Here is a 26,508-nt window from a genome sequence, read left to right as displayed (position 1 = left end):
CAGACCGCCCCAGCGACGACACGAAGGACATCCGGTGAAACAACTGCGGCTGAAGGTGCTCACCGGACTGTTCCTCGTGGCCGGCATCCTCTCCTGGGGTGCCGCCCGCCTCTGGGACTCGGTCGGCACCCTCCCCAGCGTGCCGATCGCCGCGCCCATCGTCCTCGCCGTGATCGCCGCCATCCTCACCGCGACCGCCCTGTCGATCCGCGTCCGCCTCAAGGCCCAGCGCGAGCGCCGCCCCGGCGCCAAGGGCGTCGAACCCCTGATGGCGGCCCGCGCGGTGGTCTTCGGCCAGGCGAGCGCCCTGGTCGCCGCCCTCGTCGCCGGCCTGTACGGCGGCACGGGCGTCTTCCTCCTCGGCTCCCTCGACGTCCCCGCCCGCCGCGACCAGGCCCTCTACGCGGCCCTCTCGGTCGCGGCGGGCATCGCCGTCATCGCCGCCGCCCTGTTCCTGGAGCGCGTCTGCAAACTCCCGGAGGACGACGACAACGACAAGGGCCGCGCCCCGACCGCCTGACCCTCACCAGGGCTCCCGCACGAGGTGCCCGTTCACCAGGAAGGTGGGGTACGGGGCCAGCCGGTAGCTGTAGAAGGTGAAGGGCTTGGCACCGAGGGCGGGCCGGGGGCGGACCTCATGGACCCTGATCCAGGTGGCTTCCGGGGGGCTGATCCGGTGGTGCTCGGGGACGAAGGTGTTCCGGTCGGCCCAGCGATTCGATACGTAGAGCCGCGAAGCCAGTCCCCGCTTCGACGGCGTGAACCGCGCCCCGATGATCGTCGCCAGCTCCACCAGAAACGGCACGTTGGCACTCACGATCATTCGGCCCCAGCCGTGCTTGACGTTGCAGCCGTCGCCGTCGATGTAGCCGTCCAGGAAGCCTTGGAAGGTATCGATGTCCCTCAGGACCACCCGCGGAAAGTGCTGCCGCATATGGTGGGCGTCCCCACCTGCGTAGTGCCGCATCGCGTCGGACAGGTACGAGGAGACCACCCGCACCCTGAAACCCGGCAGGTCGCGCTTCAGAAAGCCGGAGGGCCGACTCACCGCTTCGAGGCGGGCAGGCAGACCCGTACAGGCGGTCAGAGCGGTCGCGTAGCGGGAGGCGAAGTCCTCCTCGTGGTCCGGGCCGACGGTGAAGGTCATGTGGTCCGTGACCACGTCGACGGCCTGCCGCCCCTTCACCGCCGTCACGTCCACGACCGTGGTCTGCACCGTCCGGTCGCCGTCCAGCGTCCACATCGCGCTGCCCGGAGCCACGTTCTTGGCCTGAGCGCAGCCGTCCACCAGGTTGACCAGCATCTTGCTGGTCGGTCCGTACCCCATACCGCCCCCTTGATCAGCGATGAACTCCGCTGATCAAGGACGCTATGGAGCAAGGCGGACAGTCCGCTACTAACGGGCCAATATCAGGGACATGGCCTCAGCGCGGGTGGTAGCGTCGCGAAGTTGGCCACGTACCGCCGAGGTCGTCGTCTTGGCGCCCGGCTTGCGGACTCCACGCAGCGCCATGCACATGTGCTCGGCCTCGATGACGACGATCGCGCCGCGGGCATCGAGGATGCGCATCAACGAATCGGCGATCTGCGTCGTGAGGCGCTCCTGCACCTGTGGGCGGCGAGCGAAGACATCGACCAGTCGGGCCAGCTTCGACAGGCCGGTAATTTTGCCCGTTTCAGCCGGAATGTACCCAATGTGAGCTACGCCATGGAATGGTAGCAAATGATGTTCACACTGAGACGTCAGTTCGATATCTTTCACCAGGACCATCTCGTCGTGCCCGAGATCGAAGGTCGTCGTCAGGACATCCTCGGGCTTCTGCCACAGCCCCGCGAAGAGTTCCCTGTACGCCCGCGCCACCCGCGCCGGCGTCTCGCGGAGGCCCTCGCGGTCCGGGTCCTCGCCGACCGCGATGAGAAGCTCCCGCACGGCGTTCTCGGCGCGCTTCTCGTCGAACTCGCCGATCCTGCCCTCACCGTCCAGCGTCACCGGGTCGGTCATCTCTGCCTCGTTCCGTCTGTGCTCCGTGCGCGAAAAGCCGCGCCCCCACAGGCTAGAACCTGTGGGGGCGCGGCATCCATTCCGGGTCGACCGAGAGGTCAGTCCTCCGGGGTGTCCACCGGGGCGATGTCGATGCCCTTGGTGGTGTCGACCGCCGGGGTCGCCGTGCCGTTCGCGCTGTTCGTCAGGGCGAGCTCCTTGGGGGAGAGCACCGGCGGACGCGTGGACGGGGTGCGGCGGCTGGAGCCGGTCCAGGCCGGGCGGGCCGGGCGCTTGACGATGGGGCGGAAGATCTCGGCGATCTCCTCCTTGCCCAGCGTCTCCTTCTCCAGGAGGGCGAGGACCAGGTTGTCGAGGACGTCGCGGTTCTCGACGAGGATCTCCCAGGCCTCGTTGTGCGCGGTCTCGATGAGCTTCTTGACCTCTTCGTCGACCAGCGCCGCGACCTCTTCCGAGTAGTCGCGCTGGTGCGCCATCTCACGGCCGAGGAAGGGCTCGGTGTTGTCGCCGCCGAACTTGATGGCGCCGAGCCGCTCGGTCATGCCGTACTGCGTGACCATGGCGCGGGCCGTGCCGGTGGCCTTCTCGATGTCGTTCGCCGCGCCCGTGGTGGGGTCGTGGAAGACGAGCTCCTCGGCCGCGCGCCCGCCCAGCATGTAGGCCAGCTGGTCGAGCATCTCGTTGCGGGTGGTCGAGTACTTGTCCTCTTCCGGGAGCACCATCGTGTAGCCCAGGGCGCGGCCGCGGGACAGGATGGTGATCTTGTGGACCGGGTCGGCGTTGGGCGAGGCCGCCGCGACGAGGGCGTGGCCGCCCTCGTGGTACGCGGTGATCTTCTTCTCCTTGTCCGACATGATCCGGGTCCGCTTCTGCGGGCCCGCGACCACACGGTCGATCGCCTCGTCCAGAGCCTTGTTGTCGATCAGCTTCTGGTCGCTGCGAGCGGTGAGGAGCGCCGCCTCGTTGAGGACGTTGGAGAGGTCCGCTCCGGTGAAGCCGGGGGTGCGGCGGGCGACGGCGCTGAGGTCGACGTCCGGGGCGACCGGCTTGCCCTTCTGGTGGACCTTGAGGATCTCCAGGCGGCCCTGCATGTCCGGGCGGTCGACGGCGATCTGCCGGTCGAAGCGGCCGGGGCGCAGGAGTGCCGGGTCGAGGATGTCGGGGCGGTTCGTCGCGGCGATGAGGATGACGCCGCCCTTGACGTCGAAGCCGTCCATCTCGACGAGCAGCTGGTTGAGCGTCTGCTCGCGCTCGTCGTGGCCGCCGCCGAGGCCGGCGCCGCGGTGGCGTCCGACGGCGTCGATCTCGTCGACGAAGACGATCGCCGGAGCGTTGGCCTTGGCCTGCTCGAAGAGGTCGCGGACGCGGGAGGCGCCGACGCCGACGAACATCTCGACGAAGTCGGAGCCGGAGATCGAGTAGAAGGGCACCCCGGCCTCGCCGGCGACGGCGCGCGCGAGGAGCGTCTTGCCGGTTCCGGGGGGGCCGTAGAGCAGGACGCCCTTGGGGATCTTGGCGCCGACGGCCTGGAACTTGGCGGGCTCCTGGAGGAATTCCTTGATCTCGTGGAGTTCCTCGACGGCCTCGTCCGAGCCGGCGACGTCGGCGAAGGTGGTCTTCGGCGTGTCCTTGGTGATGAGCTTGGCCTTGGACTTGCCGAACTGCATGACGCGGGAGCCGCCGCCCTGCATCTGGTTCATCAGGAAGAGGAAGACGACCACGATGAGGACGAAGGGGAGCAGCGAGAGCAGGATCGAGACGAAGGGCGACTGCTTCGTCGGGGAGACGGTGTAGCCCTTCTCGATCTGCCCGGCCTCGAACTTCTCCTGGAGCTTGTCGGCGAGGTCCGCGCCCTGGGTGCCGATGTAGCTGGCCTGGACCTTGCTGCTCTTGTCGATCTTCTGGCCGTCGATGAGCTCGATCTTGATGATCTGCTCGTCACCGGTGGTGAGCTTTGCCTGCTTGACCTGGTTCTTGTCGATCGCCTGGACGACCTGGCCGGTGTCCACCGTCTTGTAGCCCTCGGACGAGCCGACGACCTGCATCAGCACGACCACGGCGAGGACGGCCAGCACGATCCACATGACCGGCCCACGGAAGTATCGCTTCACGTCCATCCATACGGAGCGAGAACGCCCCGTCCCTCCTGCCCGTAGGAAAATGCTGCTGTGAGAGCTGCTGTGTGAAAAAGCTGTTCTTCGGACGGTACCTCAGCATCGTCGCCCGCGACCGCCTTCCCGTGGTTCAACGGAGGGAAGGCGGTGCGGGTTCCCCGTGAGGGGGAGGTCTCAGCCGCCGTAGACGTGCGGGGCGAGTGTGCCGACGAACGGAAGGTTCCGGTACTTCTCGGCGTAGTCGAGGCCGTAGCCGACGACGAACTCGTTGGGGATGTCGAAGCCGATCCACTTGACGTCGATGGCGACCTTCGCGGCCTCGGGCTTGCGCAGCAGGGTGCACACCTCGAGGGAGGCGGGCTCGCGCGAGCCGAGGTTCGAGAGGAGCCAGGACAGGGTCAGACCGGAGTCGATGATGTCCTCGACGATCAGGACGTGCTTGCCCTTGATGTCGGTGTCGAGGTCCTTGAGGATCCTGACGACGCCCGAGGACTGGGTGCCGGCGCCGTAGGACGAGACGGCCATCCAGTCCATGGTGACGGGGGTGGAAAGGGCGCGAGCCAGATCCGCCATCACCATCACCGCGCCCTTGAGGACGCCGACGATGAGCAGGTCCTTGCCCGCGTATTCCGCGTCGATCTTCGCGGCCAGCTCTGCCAGCTTGGCGTCGATCTCTTCCTTGGTGATGAGCACCGACTGGAGGTCGGTGCCCATGTCCTTCTCGTTCACCCGGGTCACTTTCGTTGCAGCGTGCGTCAGCCTTGCCGGATGACCAGTCTGCCACCCTGGCGGCGGGCTTCGACGCGTCCGGGCAGGTTGATGGCTCCCTGGCCGCGCCAGCCGGTGATGAGCCGGTCGACTTCTTCGATGTGTCGGGCGAAGAGGGAGCCGGCGGGGGCGCCCTCGGCGATGACGGCGCGGCGCAGGACTCGGCGGCGTACGGCGGGGGGCAGCCCGAAGAGCTTGGCGCATTCGAGGGCGCCCGCCTCGTCGCGTACGGCGGTCTCGGCGTCGGCGGCCCAGGTGTCGAGGGCGTCGGCGTCGTCGCGGGAGAGCTGGGCCGTTCGGGCGAGGGCTTCGACGACGCCCTTGCCGAGGGCCTTCTCGAGGGCGGGGAGGCCCTCGTGGCGGAGCCGGGAGCGGGTGTAGGCGGGGTCGGTGTTGTGCGGGTCGTCCCAGACGGCGAGTTCCTGGGCGATGCAGGCTTTGCGGACGGTCTGGCGGTCGAGCTGGAGGAACGGGCGCCGGTAGCGGCCGGAGGTGCCGGAGACGGCGGCCATGCCAGAGAGGGAGCGGATGCCGGAGCCGCGGGCGAGGCCGAGGAGGACGGTTTCGGCCTGGTCGTCGCGGGTGTGGCCGAGGAGGACCGCGGTGGCGCCGTGGCGTTCGGCGGCGGCGTCGAGGGCGGCGTACCGGGCGTCGCGGGCGGCGGCTTCGGGGCCTCCCTCGCGGCCGACGGTGACCGTGACGGCCTCGACGGGGGTGAGGCCGAGGGCGGTCATGCGTCCGGCGACCTCGGCGGCCCGGGTGTCGGAGCCGTCCTGGAGGCCGTGGTCGACGGTGACGCCGCCGGCGCGGAGGGGGAGTTTGCGGGCCTCGAAGGCGAGGGCGGAGGCGAGTGCCATGGAGTCGGCGCCTCCGGAGCAGGCGACGAGCACGAGGGGGGTGTGCTCGGCGTCCGTGGTGGTGTGGTCGGTGAGGACGTCGTGGAGTACGCGGCGGACCGCCAGGCGTATCGCCGCGACCGCAGGATGGGGACCCATGTCCGGTGCCCTTCGTGATGGGGGTGGGGTGCCTCGGTCGGAGTCTTAACGGTCGGAAAGGGGGGTTCGGTCACTCAGAGTGCGTCGATGGTGACAGAAACCCGGCCGTTACCCGAGCATTGCACGCCTCACCCCATGCCCAGGGTCCCTCGGATGGGTGATTGGCGGAGTGTTCTCACGTGTTCCTGTGCCGTGTGCCGCACCTGTCTCAGGAGTCTGCCTTACGGTGCACCCTCGCGATCCAGTCGGCGGGTGCGGCGATCTCGCTCTTGGTGGGGAGCGTGTTGGGCGAGGTCCACACGCGGTTGAAGCCGTCCATGCCGACCTGGTCGACGACGGCGCGGACGAAGCGCTCGCCGTCGCGGTACTGGCGGAGTTTGGCGTCGAGGCCGAGGAGCTTGCGCAGGGCGAGGTCGAGCCGGGAGGCGCCGCGGGCGCGGCGGGCCTGGAACTTCTCGCGGATCTCGGCGACGGAGGGGACGACCTGGGGTCCGACGCCGTCCATGACGTAGTCGGCGTGGCCTTCGAGGAGGGACATGACGGCGGTGAGGCGGCCGAGGATCTCGCGCTGTTCGGGGGTCTGGACGAGTTCGACGAGGGAGGGGGCGGGTTCGCCCTCCTCGCCCTCGGGGCGGCCGCCGGCGAGGGTCTGGGCGGCTTCGCGGAGGCGCTCGACGAAGGTTCCGGGGTCGACCTCGGTGGCGGCGAGGAACGACTGGATTTCGCCCTGAAGATGGTCACGTAGCCAGGGGACGGCGGTGAACTGGGTGCGGTGGGTCTCCTCGTGGAGGCAGACCCAGAGCCGGAAGTCGTGCGGGGTGACGTCGAGTTCGCGTTCGACGTGGACGATGTTGGGGGCGACGAGGAGGAGGCGTCCGCCGCCGTTGGTTCCGGCGGGGAGGTCGCGGGTGGCGGGGGCGAAGGTCTCGTACTGGCCGAGGATGCGGGAGGCGAGGAAGGACAGCAGCATGCCGAGTTCGACGCCGGTGACCTTGCCGCCGACGGCGCCGAGGACGGTGTTGCCGGGGGTGGTGGAGCGGCGGTCCTGCATCTTGCCGAGGAGCGGGGTGAGGAGTTCGCGGAAGCCCGCGACGTTGGCCTTGATCCAGCCGGCGCGGTCGACGACGAGGACGGGCGTGTCGTGGGGTTCGACGCCTTCGGGGATCATCCGCGTGTAGGCGCGGACGTGTTCCTCGGATGCCTTGGCGTGCCTGCGGAGTTCGGCGACGACCTCGCGGGCCTCGTCGCGGCTGACTTCGGGTCCGGGCCGCACGAGGCGGGTCGCGGTCGCGACCGCGAGGTTCCAGTCGACCATCCCGGATGTGCCTGCGCCACCGATGCTCGTCATGCGTCAACCGTACGGGCTCGGCGCCTGTTCGGTGAGGGTTCGATGGGGGGCGTGTGCGGTCACTTGCGGCCCGCGAGGGCGGCGGAGAGCCGGTCGAGCGCGGGCTGTGCCTCGTAGGGCGAGACGGTCCGTCCGGCGAGGAACGCGAAGGCGAGGAGGCGTCCGTCGGCGGTGACGACGGTCCCCGCGAGGGTGTTGACGCCGGTGAGGGTGCCGGTCTTGGCGCGGACGAGTCCGGCGCCGGCGGTGGCGGGGGTGGTGTCGAAGCGGTCGGCGAGGGTGCCGGTGAAGCCGCCGACGGGCAGTCCGGTGAGGAGGGGCCGCAGGGCGGGGCGGGCGGGGTCGGCCGCTCGGGTGAGGAGTCCGGTGAGGAGGGCGGCGGAGACGCGGTCGCGGCGGTCGAGTCCGCTGCCGTCGGCGAAGCGGGCGCCGGCGACCGGGAGGCCGAGCCGGGCGAGTTCGTCGCGTACGGCCTTCTCGGCGCCCTGGAAGTCGGCGGGCTGTCGGCGGGCGAGGGCGGTCTGCCGGGCGAGGGCTTCGGCGAGGTCGTTGTCGCTGTTCGTGAGGGTGCGCTCGACGAGGTCGGCGAGGGGGGCGGAGTCGGTACGGGCGAGGGGGGCGGCCTGGGGGGTGCGGCCGGGGGCGGGGTCGCCGGTGACGTCGATGCCGGCCTGGGTGAGGAGGTCCGCGAAGGCGGTGGCGGTGTCGCCGGCCGGATCGGCGGTGCGGGGTGCGGGGCCGCTGTGGCTGTCGTCGAGGCGTCCTTCGCGGGTCATGAGGGCGACGACGGGGGCGATGTTCTCGTTGGGGCCGATCGGGTGGAGGGCGGGGCCGCGGTAGAGGCTCGTGTCGTAGGCGAGGCGGACGGAGGTGTGGCCGCGGGTCTTGAGGGCGCGGGCCGTGTCGGCGGCCAGGGCCTTGAGACGGGCCGGGTCGAGCGTGGGGTCGCCGCCTCCGGTGAGGGTGATGCTCCTGCCGTCGGGGGTGGCGGTGACGGTGGTGGGGATGCGGTGGTCGGGGCCGAGGGCGGAGAGCGCGGCCGCGGCGGTGGCGATCTTGACGGTGGAGGCCGGTGTCATGGGGGTGCCGGCGCCCTCGCCGTAGAGCTGCTTGCCGGTGGCGGTGTCGACCACGGAGGCGGTCCGGAGCGGGCCGAGGCCGGGGTCGGCGAGGAGCGGGACGAGGACGGCGGCGAGGTCGGCGGCGCGGCCGGCGGGGGCGTGCAGGGCGGTGAGGACGCCGGGGGCGCTGGGGGCGGGCGCGGGGCGGCGGGGCGCGGCGGGGGCCGGGGGCGGGGCGTGATGCGTGCCACCTGTCGTGGGGGCGGCGGCGCGGGCCCGCTCGGCCGTACGCTGGCCTCCGTCCCATGGTCCGGCCGCGGTCACCGCTGCGGCGGCCAGGACGAGACCGAGGGCGGCGGAGCCCGCCGTGAGCTGCCACGTCCTCGGCTCCGGCATTGCTGACCAGCCCCTTTCGCGATCACACACGTGCGTGAGGGACACTTAATCACCGCGCGTCGTCGCGAGCATTCACTTGTGTTGATTCAGGAGGAGCCACCCGTGGAGTTCGACGTTCTCATCGAGATCCCCAAGGGATCGCGGAACAAGTACGAGGTCGACCACGAGACCGGTCGCATCCGCCTGGACCGTCGCCTCTTCACGTCGACGGCCTACCCGACCGACTACGGCTACGTCGAGAACACCCTCGGCGAGGACGGCGACCCGCTGGACGCGCTCGTCATCCTCGACGAGCCCACGTTCCCGGGCTGCCTGATCAAGTGCCGCGCCATCGGCATGTTCCGCATGACGGACGAGGCCGGCGGCGACGACAAGCTGCTGTGCGTCCCGGCGACGGACCCGCGCATGGAGCACCTGCGCGACATCCACCACGTGGCCGAGTTCGACCGCCTGGAGATCCAGCACTTCTTCGAGGTCTACAAGGACCTGGAGCCGGGCAAGTCGGTCGAGGGTGCCGACTGGGTCGGTCGCGCCGAGGCCGAGGAAGAGATCGAGAAGTCGTACGCGCGCGCCAAGGAGCAGGGCGGCCACTGAGCCCCGGTCCCCGTCCGGTCGCGCGGGAGCGTGATCGGGTGAAGGCGTGAAGGCGGTGCACCTCTTGGGGTGCACCGCCTTTCGCGTATCCGTCACACCTTCATACTGGAATCCACGATTCCCTGGGGATGAGGCGGAGAGAGTGGTGGCGGAGCCGGAGGACGGCGCTCCTGAGGACCGGAAGCCGCAGTCGGACGAGGCGCGGAGCGCGTTCGTCCCGCCGGCCGGGGTGGAGCAGCCCGCGCCGCCCGAGGAGGAGCATGCGACCTCCGAGTTCGCCCTGCCGCCGGGTCTGGCGCCGGAGCCGGCGCAGGAGCCGGAGGGCTCGGCGTTCGCTCCGCCGGCCACGTACTCCGCGAAGAGCTCGCCGCCGGCGTTCACGCCGGCGTACGGGGTGCCGCTGGTGCGGCTCCCGCAGGACGCGCCGTGGCAGGACCGGATGCGGACGATGCTGCGGCTGCCGGTGGGTGAGCGGCCGGTGCCCGAGGCGCCGCGCAAGGAGGACGAGTCCGGGCCCTCGGTGCCGCGTGTGCTCGACCTGACCCTGCGTATCGGCGAGCTGCTGCTCGCGGGCGGGGAGGGCGCGGAGGACGTCGAGGCGGCGATGTTCGCGATCTGCCGCTCGTACGGTCTGGACCGGGTGGAGCCGACGGTGACGTTCACCCTTCTGTCCGTCACCTATCAGCCTTCTCTGGTGGACGACCCGGTCACGGCGAACCGGACGGTACGCCGCCGGGGCACGGACTACACGCGGCTCGCGGCCGTCTACCAGCTGCTCGCTGACATCAACGCGCGGGCGCACGAGGTGACGCCGGAGGAGGCGTACCGGCGGCTGGCGGAGATCCGGCGCAACCGGCACCCGTACCCCGGCTGGGTCCTGACGGCGGCGGCGGGCGTCCTGGCCGGTGCGGCCTCGGTGCTGCTCGGCGGCGGTCCGACGGTCTTCTTCGTGGCGGCGCTGGGCGCGGTCCTCGGCGACCGGCTGGCGTGGCTGTTCGCGGGGCGTGGGCTGCCGGAGTTCTACCAGTTCCTGGTGGCGGCGATGCCGCCGGCGGCGATGGGTGTGCTCCTGACGATGCTGCACGCGGATCTGAGGCCCTCGGCGGTGATCACCGGTGGCCTGTTCGCGCTGATCCCGGGGCGGGCGCTGGTCGCGGCCGTGCAGGACGGTCTGACCGGTTTCTACATCACGGCCTCGGCCCGGCTCCTGGAGGTCGCGTACTTCTTCGTCGCGATCGTGGTGGGCGTGCTGTCGGTGCTGTACGTCGCGGTGCAGTTCGACGCGCAGCTGAACCCCGAGGGGGCGCTGCGGGCGGTGGAGCGGCCGGTGACGCAGATCCTGGCGTCGATGGTGCTGTGCGCGACCTTCGCGGTCCTGCTGCAGCAGTCGCGGGCGACGGTGCTCTTCGCGACGCTGAACGGCGGAGTGGCCTGGGTGATCTACGCGTCGATCGCGGTGACCGCCGAGGGCTCGACGGTGATGGCGACGGCGGTGGCGGCGGGCCTGGTGGGGCTTTTCGGGCAGCTGATCGCCCGCTACGAGCACACCTCGTCGCTGCCTTACGTGACGGCGGCGATCGGGCCGCTGCTGCCCGGTTCGGCGACGTACTTCGGGGTGCTCGCGATCGCCCAGAACAACCTGGACCAGGGCTTCGCCTCGCTGGCGAAGGCGGCGGCGATCGCCCTGGCGATCGCGATCGGTGTGAATCTGGGGAGCGAACTGGCCCGTCTCTTCATGCAGGCCCCGGGCGCGGCGGCGGCGCGGCGGGCGGCGAAGCGCACCCGAGGCTTCTAGCGTCCGGTCCTACCGCTTGGCGTGGCGGCCGCGGGAGTTCTGCGGGTTCGGGGTGCCGGGAGCGTCGTGGTCGCCCCGGTCCTGGGCCTTCTTCGCCTGGGAGCGGGCCCGGAGCAGCTCGATCGCGACCGGGATCACCGAGATCAGGACGATGCCGACGAGGATCAACTCGATGTGCCGGTGGACGAACTCGACCTTGCCGAGCGAGGCGCCGAGCAGGGTCACGCCCGCGCCCCACAGCACTCCGCCGATGACGTTGAAGATGACGAAGGAGCGGTAGTTCATCTTGCTCACGCCGGCGATGATCGGCGTGAACGTCCGCACGATGGGGACGAAGCGGGCCAGGATCAGCGACTTCGGGCCGTGCTTCTCGAAGAACTCGTGCGCCTTCTCGACGTTCTCCTGCTTGAAGAGCTTGGAGTCGGGGCGCTTGAACAGCGCCGGGCCGACCTTGCGGCCGAAGAGGTAGCCGACCTGGTCGCCGATGACGGCGGCGGCCACCACCAGCGCGCACACCGCCCACAGCGGGGTGTCCAGCTTGCCGGTGGTGACGAGGAGGCCGGTGGTGAAGAGCAGGGAGTCGCCGGGCAGGAAGAACCCGATGAGGAGGCCGGACTCGGCGAAGACGATGACGAGGACACCGACCAGACCAAAGGTCCCGATCAGGTTGTCCGGGTCCAGCCAGCTCGGTCCGAGGGCAAGCGTGTTCACGGGGTTCCGGGCTCCTGCGGTCGGTGGGGGCTTGGGGACGGCTGGCCCCAAGCTATCAACGCGGGCCGCCGCCCCCCGGTTCCACCCGGGTCCCACAGGATGCGGACCCGGCCCGGCGGCCCGAGTCTTGGGGGTCAGGAGGTGCATGCCGATGGGCATCGACGAGTACGGAGGCGGCCAGGGGCCGCACCCCGAGGTGCTGGTCGTGACGACGAACGACGTGCCGGGCTTCGAGGTCCGGCAGGTGATCGGTGAGGTCTTCGGGCTCACCGTCCGCTCCCGCCATCTGGGCAGCCAGATCGGCGCGGGCCTGAAATCGATGATCGGCGGTGAGCTGAAGGGCCTCACGAAGACCCTCGTGGAGACCCGCAACCAGGCGATGGAACGCCTGGTCGAGCAGGCGAAGGCGCGCGGCGCGAACGCCGTGCTCATGTTCCGCTTCGACGTGACGGAAGCGGCGGACGTGGGCACGGAGGTGTGCGCCTACGGCACGGCGGTGGTGATCGGACCGCGCGCCTGAGGCTCAGGCCGCCTGTCGTGCGGCGTTCGCCCGGATCGCCTCCCGCAGGTGCTCGGGGAGGCCCGGGTGGATCGACTCGTAGAACGCGTGGAAGTTCTCGTCGGCGACGTACATCTCGGCGAGCTCCACGTGGGTCCTCGGGTGGCAGTCGAAGAACCAGGTGGTGAGGTGGCGGCGGTGGGCCTCGGCGAGGTCCATCGCCGCCTCGGACACCGGGTCCCCGCCCTCGCCCATCAGCGCGGCGTAGGCGGCGCCCCATGCGTCCACCTCGTCCTTCATCCGCTGCCACTCCTCCTTGCCGTACCCGGCGGCGCGTGCCTGGGCCTGCTGGTGCGAGTGGGAGCCGCCCCAGCGGCGGGCGGTCTCCTCCGCGTAGCGCTCGGGGTCCTTCTCCCCGAAGACCTCGAACTTCTCCTCGGGCGTGAGGTTGATACCCATCTTCTTCGCCTCCATGGCGTGCTCGACGGCCGCCGCCATCCTCCGGAGCTCGCCGATCCGCGCGGTCAGCAGCGTGTGCCGGCGCCGCAGGTGCTCCTGCGGGTCGGCGTGCGGGTCGTCGAGGAGGACGGCGACCTCTTCGAGGGGGAAGCCGAGCTCCCGGTAGAACAGGATCTGCTGGAGCCGGTCGAGGTCCGCGTCGTCGTAGCGGCGGTGGCCCGCCGTGCTGCGGCCGCCCGGCGAGAGCAGCCCGATCGCGTCGTAGTGGTGCAGGGTGCGCACCGTGACCCCGGCGAAGCCGGCCACCTGTCCCACGGAGTAGCCCATCGGCCGTCCGCCCTTTCTCTGTCGGTACGCCGTTCAGCCTGGGTCCTGACGCGACGTGAGGTGCAAGGGGCGACCGGCCCCGCTTCCGGGTGTTGTGCGCCTTTTGCTCACTTATGGTGGGGCGGTGGCCACCGATCATGCTCCGCCTCCCGTGGAGGCGTCCGCCCGGCTCCTGCTCCCCCAGATCCTCCCCGCGCTCCTCGTCGGGGTGGGGGCGAGCCTGCTCTTCCTCGGGATCAGCGCCCTCGCGGAGGAGTTCCAGCACGTGCTCTGGAACGACCTGCCGGACGCGCTCGGCATCGGGAACTACTCCTCGCTCTGGATGATCGTCATGCTCACGGCGACGGGCATCGCCGTGGGTCTCGTCGTGTGGAAGTTCCCCGGGCACGCCGGACCCGACCCGTCCTCGGAAGGGCTCGGCGGAACGCCGCACGCCCCCGGCGTGGTGCCCGGGCTGCTCCTCGCGAGCACCCTCGCGCTCGCGGGCGGCGTCAGCCTCGGCCCCGAGAACCCGATCATCGCCTCCAACATCGCGCTCACCTACTGGCTCGGCCGCAAGGCGGCACCGTCCATGCCCGGCGCCGCCTGGGTCGCGCTGGCCTCGGCCGCCACCATCGGCGCCCTCTTCGGCACGCCGGTGGCGGCCGCCCTCGTCCTCTCCGAGGCCCTGGCCGGCCAGCCGGGCCGCGGCTCCCTCTGGGACCGGCTCTTCGCCCCGCTCGTCGCCGCCGGCACCGGCGCGCTGACCACCCAGCTCCTCTCCCAGCCCAGCTTCGACGTCGGACTCCCGCCGCTGGACGACCCCGGCTTCGGCGACATCCTCGCCGCGCTGGTGATCGCCTCCGCCGCCGCCCTCTTCGGCCTCGCCGCCTGCTACCTCTTCCCCCACGTCCACGCCGCCTTCCGGCGGCTGCGGCACCCCATGGTGATGCTGCCCCTCGGCGGCCTCACCCTCGGCCTGCTCGGCGCCCTCGGCGGACATCTGACCCTCTTCAAGGGCCTGGCGGAGACCAAGGAGCTCACCGCCTCGGTCGGCAGCTGGTCCTCGGGCGAGCTGATGAAGCTGGCCGTCGTCAAACTCCTCGCCCTCCTCGTCGCCGCCTCCTGCGGCTTCCCGGGAGGCCGGATCTTCCCCGCCGTCTTCATCGGCGCCTCCTTCGGCCTGTGCGCCCAGGCCCTCGTCCCCGAGATCCCCCCGGCCGTCGCCGTCTCCTCCGCCGTCATGGGCGTCCTGCTCGCCACCACCCGTCAGGGCTGGATCAGCCTCTTCACCGGCGCCGTCCTCGCCTCCTCCCCCACGATGCTCGCCGTGCTCTGCCTCGCCTCCCTCCCGGCCTGGCTGATCGTCACCGGCCGCCCCCAGCTCGAACTCGACCACGAGGGCCACTCCCTGCGCTGACCTCCAGGGACGGGCCGAGCACTGCGCTGACCTCCACGGCCCGGCCGCTCCTGCGCTGACCCCTACCGGCCCGGCCGAGCCCTGCGGCCGGGCCGAGCCCACGGCCGCGTCGAGCCCACGGCCGGAGCGGGGCTCAGGACTCCTCCTCCCCGCAGGCGAGCCGGAACTCCGACCACCGCACCCCGTCCGCCGTCAGCGCGTACCGGCAGCGGGACCCCTCGCGCAGCAGGCCCAGCGGGGTGCGCCGGACATAGTGGGTGCCGTCCTTCAGCTCCGTGAAGGTGCGCCCGCCGTCCACGCTCCCGTATCCCGACAGCTCCCCGGCGATCTCCACCCGACCACCGGGGCCCGGCACCGGCAGCCCCATCAGGGTGCGCGGCTCCTCGACCGGCCCCGTGGTCCACATCCGGTGCCAGCTCCTGCCCCCGTCCGACGAACGGTGCAGCGCCCGCATCCCGTTCTTCACGGGGGCACCGCCCGTCAGCTCGCCCATCTCCGCCGCGTACACCGCGTCCTGGCCCACCGCCACCGCCGTGTACCGCCCCGGTCCCGTCGCGGTGCTCGGCAGCCGCCCCACCGTCCAGCCGCGGCCCCCGTCACGGGAGACGGCGACCGCCGGCCGTCCGGAGAGCGGGTCCGTGCCCGAGACCCACCAGGAACCGTCGGGCTCCGGCTGCTCCGCCGGCCGGGGATGCGCCCCGAGCAGCGGCATCCGGGCGAGGGCCCGGCGCCGCCCGTCCTGCGGCGAGACCACCACGAGCCGCTCCCGCTCGCACGCGTCGGGCAGGGCCCCCGCCGGGGCGGCGCAGTCGGTGGTGAGCACCGCCCCGGCGGGTATCTCCGGGACCGTGCCGACCGTGCGCCGGTCGCCCGCGCGCCAGCTCCGGCCGCCGTCCCGGGTGAACCAGGTGCGGCCTCCGGGCCCGGCCGAGCTCTCCTCGACCAGCGCCCGGCCGGGACCGAGCACCAGCAGAGTCGCCGAGACGCCGTCCGTCGCCGGTATCTCCGGCAGCGGGGAGCGCCGCAGCACCCACTCCTCCGCCCCGGCGTCCCGCACCGCCACGTGCTGCCGGCAGAAGCCGCTCTCCGGGGCCGCCGGATCGCTCACGCACGCGGCGAGCAGTGCGAACCCGCTGCCGTCCCGCGCGAACCCCAGCCCGTGCGCCCAGCCGGGCAGCCCCGGCGCGGACGGCATCCGGGGCGGCGCCCCGAAGACCCCCGAACCCGCCGAACCCGAACCCGAACCCGAGCCCGCCGAAGAACCCACCGAGCCCGACCCCGAGCCCGACCCTTCCGGGCCCGAACCGCTCGGATCCGGCCCCCGTCCCGTACACCCGCTCAGTACCGCCAACACCAGCGCCACGACGGCGCCGGTCGCTCCCGCGAGCCTGCGCATCGCATGATCCCCCTTGCCCCTCGGGCGGTCCGCGGTGAACCGCTGCTCTCAATACACCGCTCGCCGCCCCCGGGTTCCCACTTCCTCGCCCCTACTTCCCGAGCCGCCCGAACTTCCGTACCGCCAGCGGGAAGAAGAGCACCAGCAGCACCACCGGCCACACCACCGCCGCCGTCACATGCCCCGGCTCGCCGCCCGGGTTGCCGAAGAGCTCGCGCACGGCCGTCGCGGTCGCCGACATCGGATTCCACTCCACGACCGTGCCGAGCCAGCCCGGCATCGAGTCCGGCGAGGCGAAGGCGTTGGAGAGGAAGCCGACCGGCCAGACCAGGATCTGCACCGCCTGCACCAGCTCGGCCCGCCCCGCGACCAGGGCCAGGAAGATCCCGATCCACAGCATCGCGAACCGCAGCAGGAGCAGCAGCCCCAGCGCCCCGAGGGCGGCCCCGAGGCCTCCCTCCGCCCGCCAGCCGATCGCGTGTCCCACGCCGACCATCACCAGGAGGCCCACCGCCGACTGGAGCATGTCGGCGGCGGCCCGCCCCACGAGCACCGCCCCGTCGGCCATCGGCAGGGACCGGAACCGGTCGATCACGCCCTTGTCGAGGTCCCGCGTCACCGCCGTCATCGTGCCTTCGAGACCGAAGACCATGGTCAGGGTGAGCATCCCGGGCACCAGGTAGTCGACGTACGCGCCGTCGACGGTCCGGCCGCCGCCGACCAGGTAGCCGAACATCAGCAGCATCATCACCGGGAAGACGAGCCCGACGAGGACCTGCACGGGCTGCCGCGCCCAGTGGGCCAGTTCGCGCCGGGTCATCGTCCAGCAGTCGCTCACCACGTACGCCGCGCTCATGCCGCCACCTCCTCGTCCCGCGCCGGCTCGCGTTCCGTCAGGTGCAGGAACACCTCGTCCAGCGTCGGCCGCCGCAGGGCGATGTCCTCCGCCTCGATCCCGGCCGCGCCGAGCGCGCGGACGGTCTCGGCGAGCGTGGCCATCCGGTCGGTGACCGGTGCGCTGAGCCGCCGCCGGTCGGCGTCCACGCCCACCTCCGTCCGAGGCACGGGCAGCAGCCCGGCCGCCTCGTCGAGCCGTGCCGCGTCCCGGACGACCACGTCGATGCGGTCGGCCCCCACGCGCGCCTTGAGCTGGTCGGGCGTGCCGTCGGCGACGACCCTTCCCCGGTCCACGACCGAGATCCGGTCGGCGAGCTGGTCGGCCTCCTCCAGGTACTGCGTGGTGAGCAGGACGGTCGTGCCCCCGCCGACCAGGGAGCGCACCGAGTCCCAGACCTCCACGCGCCCGCGTGGGTCGAGTCCGGTGGTCGGCTCGTCGAGGAAGAGCACCTCGGGCTCGGTGATCAGCGAGGCGGCCAGGTCGAGCCGCCGCCGCATGCCGCCGCTGTACTGCCGGACGGGTTTGGCTCCGGTGTCCGCGAGGCCGAAGCGCTCCAGGAGCTCGTCGGCCCGCGCGCCGGCGTTCCGGGCGCCCAGGTGGTGGAGCCTGCCGAACATCTCCAGGTTCTGCCGGCCGCCCAGCTCCTCGTCGAGGGCGGCGTGCTGTCCGAGCAGACCGATCCGCCGCCGTACCTCCCGGGCCCCGGTCCGCACGTCGTGGCCCGCGACCCGCACCAGGCCCTCGTCGTGCCGGAGGAGGGTGGCCAGGATCCGTACGGTCGTGGTCTTGCCCGCGCCGTTGGGGCCGAGCAGGCCGTGGACGGTCCCCCGTCCGACGGCGAGGTCGAGCCCGTCCAGGGCGTTCTTCTCCCCGTACCGCTTCCGCGCGCCCTCCACGAGGACCGCTTCCGATGTCATCCCGTCTCCTCCCGCATGCGCCTTAGTCAAGTTTGACTAGCAGCTGCCGACGGGAGACGGTATGCCCTCTCGGGCCATTAATCAAACTTGATTAATACGCGGATCAGCTCGCGTACGGGTTCTCCTCGCCCTCGGCGAGCACCCCCACGAAGGGGTCGCCCTCGCCCGCGAAGACGTACGCCCCGCCCTCGATCCGCTCGATCAGACCGAGCGTCCACTCCTTGCCGGCGTCCGCCGAGTGGACCCACATGTGCATGATCTCGCCGATGTGCCCGAGCTGCTCCGGGCCGCCCTCCGGCGTGTAGTACTCGGTGACCGCCGCCCGCCACTCGTCGAGCGCCCGCACCCGCCGGCGCAGCAGCTCGGCGGCCTCCTCGCGGGGCAGGTCCACCATGAAGCCGATGGCCGCCGACAGGACGTCCATCTTCTGGTCGTACGTGGTCAGCGCCTCGCGCAGCAGCGCGAAGTACTCCTCCGTACCGCTCCCCGTCAGCTCGTACTCGACGCGCGGCGGCCCGCCCACGGCGCTCGGCGCGACCTCGTGCGCGTGCAGCAGTCCCTGCTTCGCCATCTGCTTCAGCGCGTGGTAGATCGAGCCGGGCTTGGCGTGGGACCACTCGTGCGCGCCCCAGTACTCCAGGTCGTTGCGCACCTGGTAGCCGTGGGCGCGGCCGTGCTGCTTGACCGCGCCCAGGACGAGAAGTCGGATCGCTGACATGCCTCGATGTTAGTCAACCTTGACTAAGCGAGCGCCTTCTCGTCCGCGATCAGGTCGAAGGAACCCTTGCCGTCCAGGGACTCGCGGACGATGTCCGCGTGGCCCGCGTGCCGCCCCATCTCCTGGACCAGGTGCAGCAGCATCCAGCGCACCGACACGCGCCCGTCCTTCGGGAACCAGGGCGCGGGCGGCAGCGGGAAGGTGTCGTCCAGGCTCGGCACCGAGCGGACGAAGGCCTCGGTCTGCTTCGCGACGTCCGCCCAGAACGCGAGGACCTCGGGGATCGTCTCGCCGTCCACGAGCCGGAAGGCCTCGCCCCAGGTCTCCTCGGTCCGCTGCCGCTCGTTCGGCCGCTCCTGGGCCAGCCGCAGCCAGTTGAGCTCGACCTCGGCGACGTGCTTGACCAGCCCGGACAGGCTGAGCTCACTGGCGCTGGGGCGGCTCGCCGCCTGCTCCTCGGTGAGACCGAGGAGCGAGCGGCGGAGCGCGGCGCGCTGGGCCTCGACGAAGTTCAGGAACGCGCCGCGCTCGTCGCCGTGGGCCTCCGTGGGAACAAGGGCAACCATGATCTCCGCCTTACGTAGCTGTGGTCTCTTCGACAACCCCCACGCTACGGACCCTTGCGGACAGCTTCGGTCCTCAAGCGGAAACCCGCAAAAGAATCAGAACGGGAACCGGCTGCGGCCGTGCTGGATCGAGATCCACTTCTGGGTGGTGAAGGACTCCACCATCGCCTCGCCGTTGAGCCGCCCCACGCCCGAGTGCTTCTCGCCGCCGAAGGGCACGATCGGCTCGTCGTGCACGGTGCCGTCGTTGATGTGGATCATGCCGGTGTGGATGCGCTTGGCGACCCGTACACCCCGCTCGACGTCCCCGGTGTGGACGGCGCCGCTGAGCCCGTACGGAGTGTCGTTGGCGATCCGTACGGCCTCCTCCTCGCCGTCGAAGGGCAGGATCAGGGCGACCGGGCCGAAGATCTCCTGGCTCAGGACCGGGGCGTCCGGGGCGAAGCCGGTGAGGACGGACGGCGAGACGAGGTTGCCGTCGACCGTGCCGTGCAGCAGCGCCGTCGCCCCGGCCGCCACCGTCTGGTCGACGAGCGAGGAGACGGACTCCGCCTGCTGGGAGTTGATGAGCGGACCGATGTGGGTGGCGGGGTCGGCCGGGTCGCCGACGCGGAGGGTCTTCACCTTCGCCACGAACTTCTCGGTGAACTCCTCCTCCAGGGTGCGGTCCACCAGGATGCGGTTGGCGGCCATGCAGACCTGGCCCTGGTGCACGAAGCGGCTGAAGACGGCCGCGTCCACCGCGTAGTCGACGTCGGCGTCGTCGAGGACGATCAGGGCGCTGTTGCCGCCGAGTTCGAGGACGGCGTGCTTGAAGTTCTGCGCGCAGACCGTGGCGACGTGGCGGCCGACCTTGTCGGAGCCGGTGAAGGAGATGACCTTCGGGACCGGGTGGGTCAGGAGCGCGTCGCCGATCTCGGCGATGTCGGTGACGACGACGTTCAGCAGGCCGGCCGGCAGACCGGCCTCCTCCAGGACCTTCGCGACCAGCGTGCCGCCGCAGATCGGGGTGTTCTGGTGCGGCTTGAGGACGACGGCGTTGCCGAGCGCGAGCGCGGGCGCGACGGACTTGATCGAGAGGAGGAAGGGGAAGTTGAAGGGGGAGATGACGCCCACGACGCCGACGGGGACGCGGTAGACGCGGTTCTCCTTGCCGTCGACCGGCGAGGGCAGGATGCGGCCTTCGGGGCGCAGCGCCAGCTGGATCGCCTCGCGCAGGAACTCCTTGGCGAGGTGCAGCTCGAAGGCCGCCTTGAGACGGGTGCCGCCGAGCTCGGCGACGATCGTCTCGGCGATCTCCTCCTCGCGGTCCTCGACGATCCGCAGGGCGCGCTCGAAGACGAGCCGCCGCGTGTACGGGTTGGTCTCGGCCCACGCGGTCTGGGCGCGCTCGGCGGCCCGGTAGGCGCGGTCGACCTCACCGGCGGTGGCGACGGTGATCGAGGCGAGCTTCTCCCCCGTGTACGGGTTGAAGTCGATGATGTCCCACGAACCGCTGCCGGGCTTCCACTCGCCGTCGATGTACTGGTGGGCCAGGTCGGTGAAGTGCGACATGGTTGAGACCCCTCTACCCGCTACCTGCAGTGCGACTGATGTGGCGTCATCGTACTGATGTATCAGGAGAGTTGAAGGAGGCCTCGGAGAAGGTCCCGGCTTTCGGCCGGATCCGGACCGTCCTTCTGGAGCTTCTCCATCACCCGCTGGTACTGGGCGACCTCCTCGCGTTTGTCGAGGTAGAGGGCGCTGGTGAGCTGTTCGAGGTAGACGATGTCGGAGAGGTCGGACTCGGGGAAGCTCAGCATCGTGAAGGCGCCGCTCTCGCCGGCATGACCGCCGAAGCTGAAGGGCATGACCTGGAGCGTGACGCCCGGGTGCTCGGAGATCTCGATGAGATGCCTCAACTGCCCCTGCATGACCGACCGGTCGCCGTAGGGGCGGCGCAGCGCGGCCTCGTCGAGGACGGCGTGGAACTGCGGGGCGCGCTCGGAGACGAGGACCTTCTGGCGCTCCAGGCGCAGGGCGACCCGGCGGTCGATCTCGGCGCGCGGGGCGTCGGGCATGCCCCGGGTGACGACGGCCTGGGCGTAGGCCTCGGTCTGCAACAGGCCGTGGACGAACTGCACTTCGTAGACGCGGATGAGGGAGGCGGCGCCTTCCAGGCCGATGTACGTCTGGAACCAGCCGGGCAGGACGTCGCCGAAGCTGTGCCACCAGCCGGCGACGTTGGCCTCGCGGGCGAGCCCGAGGAGCGCGCCGCGCTCGGCCTCGTCCCCGACCCCGTAGAGGGTGAGCAGATCCTCGACGTCCCTGGCCTTGAAGCTCACCCGTCCCAACTCCATACGGCTGATCTTGGATTCGGACGCGCGGATGGAATACCCGGCCGCCTCGCGGGTGATCCCGCGCGACTCGCGCAGCCGCCTCAGCTGGGAGCCCAGCAGGATGCGCCGCACCACGCTCCCGCTCGCTCCGCTCGATTCGCCTGCGGTCACGGCTCTTCGCCTCCCCTTTACGGTGTCGAGCCCCCGTCGAGCCCCGGATTCTGCCATCAAACGCTTCAGCGCGTACACATTCGATTACGGAAAGGCGGCGACTTCCGGGCATCCGCGCGCACACTGAGGGCACAGTGCGTGCGAATCGCGGGAAGTTCCCCTCATCGTGTGGACGACTTATGCACAGATTCGGCACGTGGGCGGACAGGTCCGGCGCGTGCACGTGCATCTGCCCTTGCATCCACTGCGCGCATTCGGAACCATGGAGCCCGCGCAGCCGCGTACTCGTTCGTGTTGTCGTGTTGTCGCACCACAGTCGCGATTCCCGGGAGTGCCTCGCATGGGGACGAATGGATCGACCGTGCTCGAGCCGTTACGGCAGGGCCTTCCGCCGATCGATCCCGGCGCCGTCTCCACCTCCGCCTCCTGCGCCCTGCCCGCCCGGTACGAAGCCGTGCGCGGGGCCCGCAAGTTCACCAGCGCCACGCTCGACCGCTGGGAACTGACGGAGCGTTTCGACGACGTGGCCCTGGTCGTCTCCGAGCTCGTCACCAACGCACTGCGTCACGCCGTGCCCGCCGACGCGCCTCAGGAAGAAGGCCAGAACCCGCCGGTCAGGCTGCACCTGATGCGCTGGGCCTCGCGCCTGGTGTGCGCCGTGCGCGACCCCAGCAGGGAGAGCCCGGAGGCGCGCGGCGGCGAGGAGGACTTCGCCGCCGAGTCGGGGCGGGGTCTGTTCCTGGTGGACTCGTTCAGCGACAGCTGGGGCTGGCACCCGCTCGCCGGCACCCTCCAGGGCAAGGTGGTGTGGGCGCTGTTCCGGATCGGACCGGAGTAGCGCGAGACGTACGTGAAGGGCCCCGACGGAAACCGTCGGGGCCCTTCGCGCGTCTCACCCGGAGATGATCGGATCTCGCGTCTCACACCAGGTGGTCGAATTCCCCGTCCTTGACACCCAGCAGGAGCGCCTCGATCTCCGCGGGCGTGTAGACGAGCGCGGGCCCGTCGGGGTGGCGCGAGTTCCGTACGGCGACGTCGCCCCCCGGCAGCTTCGCGAACTCGACGCAGGATCCCTGGGAGTTGCTGTGCCGGCTCTTCTGCCACACGACTCCTCGCAGCTCCGTGGCCGCCATGCCGTTGTACGCGTGATGCGCATGATGCACTGGTAGCTCCCCGAGTTGCTTGGTGCAGGTGTCAACTTCCTCGGATCATAGCTGTGTTCATATGCGGATGCATGAGCAGATGCACGTGCACAAGGGGTGGCGTAGCGACTACGCGACAGAGCGTGCTACCGGCGGGTAGTGCGATGCCTGACGGTCCATCAGTGGAGGTCAGGCGTCCAGGAACGCGTCGAAGGCCGACGCGAGCCCCTTCCACGCGTCACGCCCCGCCGCGTACTCGGCGTCCGTCAGGAGGCAGGAGCCGAGGAGCTCGGCCAGGCCGTCGCGGTCCAGGCCGGGCGAGGTGAAGACCAGGTGCTGGCAGCGGTCACCGTGCTCCGGGTGCCAGTCGAGGGCCGCCGCCGCCCTCCGTACCGGCGGGAGCGTCTCCCAGGCCGCGTCGGGCAGCGAGGCCAGCCAGGGCCCCGCGCTCTCGACGCAGAGCGCACCGCCCGCCGCGTCCCAGGCGAGCAGGGTGTCGGGCCGGTCGGCCAGGTAGAAGCGGCCGCGACTGCGGGCGGCGGCACAGGTCAGCCCCTCCAGGGCCGCGTACAGCCGGCCGGGATGGAAGGGCCGGTGGTGGCGCCAGACATACGTGGCGACCCCGTGCTCGTCCGCCTCCTGCGGCAGCAGCGCGCAGGCCGGGTGCTGGGCGGCGGCCGCGGCCTCCACGTCGAAACCGGCGAAGACCGCGCGGGCGAGGGCCGCCCCGTCCCCGACCGGGACGCGCAGGGCGGTGGGGTGGAGCTGATCGAGCAGCGCCCGGTCCTCGGCGTCCGCCTCGGGCCCCTCGGCGACGGCGAGCACGGGCGCGTACTCCAGTTGACGTGCCCAGGTGTCGGCGATGGTGCGCCGGTCGGTGGCGGCCGCGGCGAGGCCTGCGTCGGCGAGGTCGTCGCCGTTGCCGAGGTACGGCAGGAGGAGCGCCGGGTCGACGGCCGTGACGACGGCGCCGATCCGGAAGCCCGCGGCCGCGACGACCTCGGCCATCGCCCGGGGCTCGACCGAGTCCCAGAGTTCGACGACGGCGAGGCGGGTCAGCCCGGCGGCGCGGAGCCGTTCGAGTTCGGGGACGAGGTCCTCGCGCAGGGCGCAGCAGGCGCAGTCGTCGACGAGCGGGGTCTCACCGGCGGAGAGGAGGCCGGTGGCGTCGCGGACGGTCCGGACGACGGTCCCGGTCTCCGGGGCCGTCGCGAGGTCGTGGTGGAGCGCCACGCCGCCGGGGACGACGGCCAGAAGCCGGTCCACGGCGGCGCGGCGGGCGTCGGAGTGCAGGCCTCCGACGAGGGCGACGGTGAACATCAGCGCGCCTCGCGCCGTCCGTACCGCTTCTCGAAGCGCTCGACGCGGCCGGCGGTGTCGAGCACGCGCGCGGTGCCGGTGTAGAAGGGGTGGCTCGCCGAGGAGATCTCGACGTCGACGACGGGGTAGGTGCGGCCGTCCTCCCACTCCACGGTCTTCTCGCCGGTGAGCGTGGAGCGGGTGAGGAACGCGAAGCCGCCGGCCTTGTCGCGGAAGACGACGGGCTCGTACGTGGGGTGGATGCCGGGCTTCATGGGGTGGTTCAGCGCTCCTCTCGGAAGTCGACGTGCCGGCCGGCGGCCGGGTCGAACTTGCGCAGGGTGAGGCGGTCGGGGTCGTTGCGGCGGTTCTTGCGGGTGACGTAGGTGAATCCGGTTCCGGCGGTGGACCGGAGCTTGATGACGGGGCGGAGCTCGTTGCGTGCCATGGTGTGTAGAGTAAATGAAAATGAATCCCATTGCCAACAATCCTGTTGGAAGCCCGGTGGGACTCCGTGGAGAGGTAGGTCACCCCTTGTCCGCCCACTGCCAGCTGACCGGAGCGCGGCCCGGATTCGGCAACCGGATCTCGCACTCCCACCGGCGCACCTCGCGCCGCTTCGACCCGAACGTCCAGAGCAAGCGGTACTGGCTGCCCGGCGAGCGCCGGTACGTGCGCCTGACGCTGAGCGCCCGGGCGATCAGGACCGTCGACGCCATCGGCGTCGAGGCCGCCGTGGCGCGCATCCGGGCGCGCGGAGGAAAGGTCTGATGGCCAAGCGCAGCAAGATCGCCCGCAACGAACGGCGGAAGGCGGTCGTGGCGCGGTACGCCGAGCGGCGGGCCGAGCTGAAGGAGGTCGTCCGGCGCCCCTCCACCCCGGCGGCCGCGCGTGAGGCGGCCGTACGGAGGCTGGCCGGCCTGCCCCGGGACGCGAGCGCGACCCGCGTCCGCAACAGGGACGCCGTGGACGGCCGGCCCCGGGGCCACCTGCGGAGGTTCGGACTGTCCCGGGTGCGGGTGCGGCAGCAGGCACACGCGGGATTCCTGCCGGGGGTGCGGAAGGCTTCCTGGTGACAGGGGTACGGGGGCGGGGCCGCGTCCGTCAGCCCGGGAGGTCGGCCAGACGGCGGCCCGCGCTGTCGTAGAGCGTGACGGTGGCCCGGCCGCCCCCCGGGCCGGTGAAGGCGTACCAGACGCCCCAGCCGGGGCGGCCCGGCAGTTCGAGCAGCGTGGCGAGGACGGGGCGCCCCCCGGCGTAGGTGAGCTCGACGCGGCCGGCCGTGCGGGTCCCGTAGTACAGGCCCGAATGGAACGCTCCCGCCGGACCGCCCTCGCTCTGGTGGCTGATGCCGGGGTGCGCGAGGTCGATGTTGCCGTCGGACACGCTGCGGAAGTTCTCCAGGCCGTCCGTGTCCGCCCAGTGCTTGCCGTCCTCCGTCAGCCACACCAGGTGCCCCTGACCGGCGTCCACGCGCTCGCCCGGGCGGACGGTACGGATCCGGGTCGGGGCCACGGTCGGGCTGACGGCCGGCACCGAGGTCCGGACGGCGGTCGGCGGGGCGGCGACCGGCTCGGGGGCCGGCGAGGAGGCTCGTACGGGAACCAGGGTGACGACCGCCGCCACGGCCGCCGCCGCTCCGAGCACCGAGAGACCCGCCGCCCGGCGCCGCCGCCTCGCCCGGCCCGCGCGCCGCACGGCGGCCAGCGGCACCGGACCGGGGGTCACGTCGAGAGCCACGCGCGCGAACACGGCCCTGACCTCGCTCTCACCGGGGTCGGACGGGGACGGGCCGGGGTCCGGCAGAGGCGTGGGGTTCATCGTCGGGCTCCGGAGGTGACGGGGAGGGGAGGGACGGGGAGGGGAGGGACCGGGAGCGGCGGGACAGGGAGCGGCGGGACGGAGGCGGCCACCGGGGCAGGCGCAGGGTTCGGGACGGCTGCCGGGGCAGGGCCTGGGGCTGCCGCCGGGGCAGGGGCAGCGCTCAGGGTGGCCGCCGGGACCGGGGCGGGGTCGGCCGTCGGGGCGGGGGCGAGCCGGGGGTCGGCGCGCAGGGCCGACAGACCGCGCCGGGCGTGGGACTTGACCGTGCCGAGCGAGCAGCCGAGCACGCTCGCGATCTGTGGCTCGGTCAGGTCCTCCCAGTAGCGGAGCACCATCACGGCACGCTGGCGGGCGGTGAGATCCGCCAGCGCGGCGAGGAGCGCGGTGCGTTCCTCGACCGCCTCCGCGTGACCGGCCGAGGGCTGGCGGAGCGACTCCGGCAGCACCGGCGTCAGAAGGTGGGCGACCCGCTTCCTGCGGATCCTGCTCAGGTTGTTGTTGATCAGCGCGCGGCGCACGTAGAGGTCGATCTCGGCGCGGGGAACCCGCCGCCAGCGCCCGTAGACCTTGGCCAGCGTCGTCTGCACCAGGTCCTCGGCCTCGTGGAAGTCCCCGGTCAGGAGCTGGGCCGTGCGCACCAGCCGGGGCCAGGCGGCGACGGCGAACTCGGCGAAGCCGTCGTCCTCGGTGGCGGACTCGTCCGGCACGGTGTCGGACCTCGCTTTCTGGGGGGAGAGGTGGACCGGGTGGGGCCCGCCCCGTGACGGGCCCCACCCGGTGGCTTGCGCCGG

29 protein-coding genes and 1 pseudogene are annotated in these 26,508 nt (G+C 71.6%); 8 read left to right on the top strand and 22 right to left on the bottom strand.

Annotated features, from left to right (window positions below; genetic code table 11):
* Positions 1-34: 34 nt before the first annotated feature.
* Positions 35-520 (top strand): DUF3180 domain-containing protein, encoded by a 486-nt coding sequence (locus IE237_RS19540; protein ID WP_189803280.1) that lies wholly within the window; start codon positions 35-37, stop codon positions 518-520.
* 3 nt (positions 521-523) lie between these two features.
* Here the strand turns inward: IE237_RS19540 and IE237_RS19535 are convergent, their stop codons facing one another.
* From IE237_RS19535 to dacB, 7 genes are all read right to left on the bottom strand, one after another.
* A complete protein-coding gene (locus IE237_RS19535; protein WP_229842773.1) occupies positions 524-1,327 on the bottom strand; it encodes a hypothetical protein in 804 nt (267 codons plus the stop codon).
* Between the two features lie 69 nt (positions 1,328-1,396).
* Positions 1,397-2,002: a GTP cyclohydrolase I FolE gene (folE, locus tag IE237_RS19530; protein ID WP_189803279.1), complete on the bottom strand. Its 606-nt coding sequence runs from the start codon at positions 2,000-2,002 to the stop codon at positions 1,397-1,399.
* 98 nt (positions 2,003-2,100) lie between these two features.
* Entirely contained in the window at positions 2,101-4,119 is a 2,019-nt protein-coding gene (gene ftsH / locus IE237_RS19525) for an ATP-dependent zinc metalloprotease FtsH (protein WP_189803278.1), read from the bottom strand.
* A 171-nt stretch (positions 4,120-4,290) separates the two neighbouring features.
* Complete coding sequence (gene hpt, locus IE237_RS19520; protein ID WP_030219931.1) at positions 4,291-4,830, bottom strand: hypoxanthine phosphoribosyltransferase; 540 nt, start codon at positions 4,828-4,830, stop codon at positions 4,291-4,293.
* Between the two features lie 41 nt (positions 4,831-4,871).
* Entirely contained in the window at positions 4,872-5,879 is a 1,008-nt protein-coding gene (tilS, locus tag IE237_RS19515; RefSeq protein ID WP_189803277.1) for a tRNA lysidine(34) synthetase TilS, read from the bottom strand.
* 208 nt (positions 5,880-6,087) lie between these two features.
* Entirely contained in the window at positions 6,088-7,227 is a 1,140-nt protein-coding gene (locus IE237_RS19510) for a zinc-dependent metalloprotease (RefSeq protein ID WP_189803276.1), read from the bottom strand.
* 59 nt (positions 7,228-7,286) lie between these two features.
* Positions 7,287-8,684 (bottom strand): D-alanyl-D-alanine carboxypeptidase/D-alanyl-D-alanine endopeptidase, encoded by a 1,398-nt coding sequence (gene dacB, locus IE237_RS19505; RefSeq protein ID WP_189803275.1) that lies wholly within the window; start codon positions 8,682-8,684, stop codon positions 7,287-7,289.
* A gap of 102 nt (positions 8,685-8,786) precedes the next feature.
* Between dacB and IE237_RS19500 the strand changes: the two genes are divergently transcribed.
* On the top strand, positions 8,787-9,278 hold the full coding sequence (locus IE237_RS19500; protein ID WP_024758444.1) for an inorganic diphosphatase: 492 nt from the start codon (positions 8,787-8,789) through the stop codon (positions 9,276-9,278).
* A gap of 142 nt (positions 9,279-9,420) precedes the next feature.
* Positions 9,421-11,073, top strand: a complete 1,653-nt coding sequence (locus tag IE237_RS19495) for a threonine/serine exporter family protein (protein WP_189803274.1) — start codon at positions 9,421-9,423, stop codon at positions 11,071-11,073.
* A gap of 9 nt (positions 11,074-11,082) precedes the next feature.
* Here the strand turns inward: IE237_RS19495 and IE237_RS19490 are convergent, their stop codons facing one another.
* On the bottom strand, positions 11,083-11,784 hold the full coding sequence (locus IE237_RS19490) for a DedA family protein (RefSeq protein ID WP_189803273.1): 702 nt from the start codon (positions 11,782-11,784) through the stop codon (positions 11,083-11,085).
* Positions 11,785-11,935: 151 nt separating this feature from the next.
* Between IE237_RS19490 and IE237_RS19485 the strand changes: the two genes are divergently transcribed.
* The gene (locus IE237_RS19485) at positions 11,936-12,304 is read left to right on the top strand and encodes a YbjQ family protein (RefSeq protein WP_189803371.1); all 369 of its coding nucleotides are present in this window, start codon (positions 11,936-11,938) and stop codon (positions 12,302-12,304) included.
* Between the two features lie 3 nt (positions 12,305-12,307).
* Here IE237_RS19485 and IE237_RS19480 read toward each other — a convergent pair whose 3' ends face one another.
* On the bottom strand, positions 12,308-13,069 hold the full coding sequence (locus IE237_RS19480) for a MerR family transcriptional regulator (protein ID WP_189803272.1): 762 nt from the start codon (positions 13,067-13,069) through the stop codon (positions 12,308-12,310).
* A 124-nt stretch (positions 13,070-13,193) separates the two neighbouring features.
* On the opposite strand from IE237_RS19480, the gene IE237_RS19475 reads away from it, so the two are divergent.
* Positions 13,194-14,468 carry an ion channel protein gene (locus tag IE237_RS19475; RefSeq protein ID WP_189803271.1) on the top strand — a complete coding sequence of 425 codons (1,275 nt, stop codon included), beginning with the start codon at positions 13,194-13,196 and terminating at the stop codon, positions 14,466-14,468.
* A gap of 133 nt (positions 14,469-14,601) precedes the next feature.
* Here the strand turns inward: IE237_RS19475 and IE237_RS19470 are convergent, their stop codons facing one another.
* From IE237_RS19470 to IE237_RS19440, 7 genes are all read right to left on the bottom strand, one after another.
* Positions 14,602-15,663: a beta propeller repeat protein gene (locus IE237_RS19470; RefSeq protein WP_189803270.1), complete on the bottom strand. Its 1,062-nt coding sequence runs from the start codon at positions 15,661-15,663 to the stop codon at positions 14,602-14,604.
* Between the two features lie 292 nt (positions 15,664-15,955).
* Positions 15,956-16,720, bottom strand: coding sequence for an ABC transporter permease (locus IE237_RS19465; RefSeq protein WP_189803269.1), 765 nt, complete (start codon positions 16,718-16,720; stop codon positions 15,956-15,958).
* Positions 16,717-17,679 carry an ATP-binding cassette domain-containing protein gene (locus IE237_RS19460; protein ID WP_189803268.1) on the bottom strand — a complete coding sequence of 321 codons (963 nt, stop codon included), beginning with the start codon at positions 17,677-17,679 and terminating at the stop codon, positions 16,717-16,719. Before IE237_RS19460 ends, IE237_RS19465 begins: the two co-directional genes overlap by 4 nt.
* A gap of 103 nt (positions 17,680-17,782) precedes the next feature.
* The gene (locus IE237_RS19455; protein WP_189803267.1) at positions 17,783-18,397 is read right to left on the bottom strand and encodes a PadR family transcriptional regulator; all 615 of its coding nucleotides are present in this window, start codon (positions 18,395-18,397) and stop codon (positions 17,783-17,785) included.
* A 23-nt stretch (positions 18,398-18,420) separates the two neighbouring features.
* A complete protein-coding gene (locus IE237_RS19450) occupies positions 18,421-18,963 on the bottom strand; it encodes a DinB family protein (RefSeq protein WP_189803266.1) in 543 nt (180 codons plus the stop codon).
* 96 nt (positions 18,964-19,059) lie between these two features.
* Positions 19,060-20,517 carry an aldehyde dehydrogenase family protein gene (locus IE237_RS19445; protein WP_189803265.1) on the bottom strand — a complete coding sequence of 486 codons (1,458 nt, stop codon included), beginning with the start codon at positions 20,515-20,517 and terminating at the stop codon, positions 19,060-19,062.
* Between the two features lie 62 nt (positions 20,518-20,579).
* On the bottom strand, positions 20,580-21,452 hold the full coding sequence (locus IE237_RS19440) for a Sco1979 family transcriptional regulator (protein ID WP_189803264.1): 873 nt from the start codon (positions 21,450-21,452) through the stop codon (positions 20,580-20,582).
* A 340-nt stretch (positions 21,453-21,792) separates the two neighbouring features.
* On the opposite strand from IE237_RS19440, the gene IE237_RS19435 reads away from it, so the two are divergent.
* Positions 21,793-22,290 (top strand): ATP-binding protein, encoded by a 498-nt coding sequence (locus IE237_RS19435; RefSeq protein ID WP_189803263.1) that lies wholly within the window; start codon positions 21,793-21,795, stop codon positions 22,288-22,290.
* An 82-nt stretch (positions 22,291-22,372) separates the two neighbouring features.
* Here IE237_RS19435 and IE237_RS19430 read toward each other — a convergent pair whose 3' ends face one another.
* The 4 genes from IE237_RS19430 to rpmG all read right to left on the bottom strand — a co-directional run bounded on the left by IE237_RS19430 (position 22,373) and on the right by rpmG (position 24,341).
* Entirely contained in the window at positions 22,373-22,585 is a 213-nt protein-coding gene (locus IE237_RS19430; protein ID WP_063992029.1) for a DUF397 domain-containing protein, read from the bottom strand.
* Positions 22,586-22,783: 198 nt separating this feature from the next.
* Positions 22,784-23,914: a CobW family GTP-binding protein gene (locus IE237_RS19425; RefSeq protein ID WP_189803262.1), complete on the bottom strand. Its 1,131-nt coding sequence runs from the start codon at positions 23,912-23,914 to the stop codon at positions 22,784-22,786.
* Positions 23,914-24,168 (bottom strand): type B 50S ribosomal protein L31, encoded by a 255-nt coding sequence (locus tag IE237_RS19420; protein WP_189803261.1) that lies wholly within the window; start codon positions 24,166-24,168, stop codon positions 23,914-23,916. The genes IE237_RS19425 and IE237_RS19420 overlap by 1 nt, the downstream gene beginning before the upstream one ends.
* An 8-nt stretch (positions 24,169-24,176) precedes the next feature.
* Positions 24,177-24,341, bottom strand: a complete 165-nt coding sequence (gene rpmG, locus IE237_RS19415) for a 50S ribosomal protein L33 (protein WP_189803260.1) — start codon at positions 24,339-24,341, stop codon at positions 24,177-24,179.
* A gap of 86 nt (positions 24,342-24,427) precedes the next feature.
* On the opposite strand from rpmG, the gene rpmB reads away from it, so the two are divergent.
* Together rpmB and rpsN are read left to right on the top strand one after the other, a co-directional pair.
* Positions 24,428-24,664 (top strand): 50S ribosomal protein L28, encoded by a 237-nt coding sequence (rpmB, locus tag IE237_RS19410; RefSeq protein WP_189803259.1) that lies wholly within the window; start codon positions 24,428-24,430, stop codon positions 24,662-24,664.
* Positions 24,664-24,969, top strand: coding sequence for a 30S ribosomal protein S14 (gene rpsN / locus IE237_RS19405; RefSeq protein WP_189803258.1), 306 nt, complete (start codon positions 24,664-24,666; stop codon positions 24,967-24,969). The genes rpmB and rpsN overlap by 1 nt, the downstream gene beginning before the upstream one ends.
* A 28-nt stretch (positions 24,970-24,997) precedes the next feature.
* Here the strand turns inward: rpsN and IE237_RS19400 are convergent, their stop codons facing one another.
* Together IE237_RS19400 and IE237_RS19395 are read right to left on the bottom strand one after the other, a co-directional pair.
* A complete protein-coding gene (locus IE237_RS19400) occupies positions 24,998-25,714 on the bottom strand; it encodes a hypothetical protein (protein WP_189803257.1) in 717 nt (238 codons plus the stop codon).
* 206 nt (positions 25,715-25,920) lie between these two features.
* Positions 25,921-26,424 (bottom strand): annotated as a pseudogene (locus IE237_RS19395) (SigE family RNA polymerase sigma factor); the annotation flags it as partial.
* Between the last annotated feature and the right edge of the window lie 84 nt (positions 26,425-26,508).

Source organism: Streptomyces tanashiensis (assembly GCF_014648895.1).
Classification (GTDB): domain Bacteria; phylum Actinomycetota; class Actinomycetes; order Streptomycetales; family Streptomycetaceae; genus Streptomyces; species Streptomyces tanashiensis.
The sequence above is the reverse complement of the archived record's forward strand: the minus strand, read 5'-3'. Positions and strand labels throughout refer to the sequence as shown.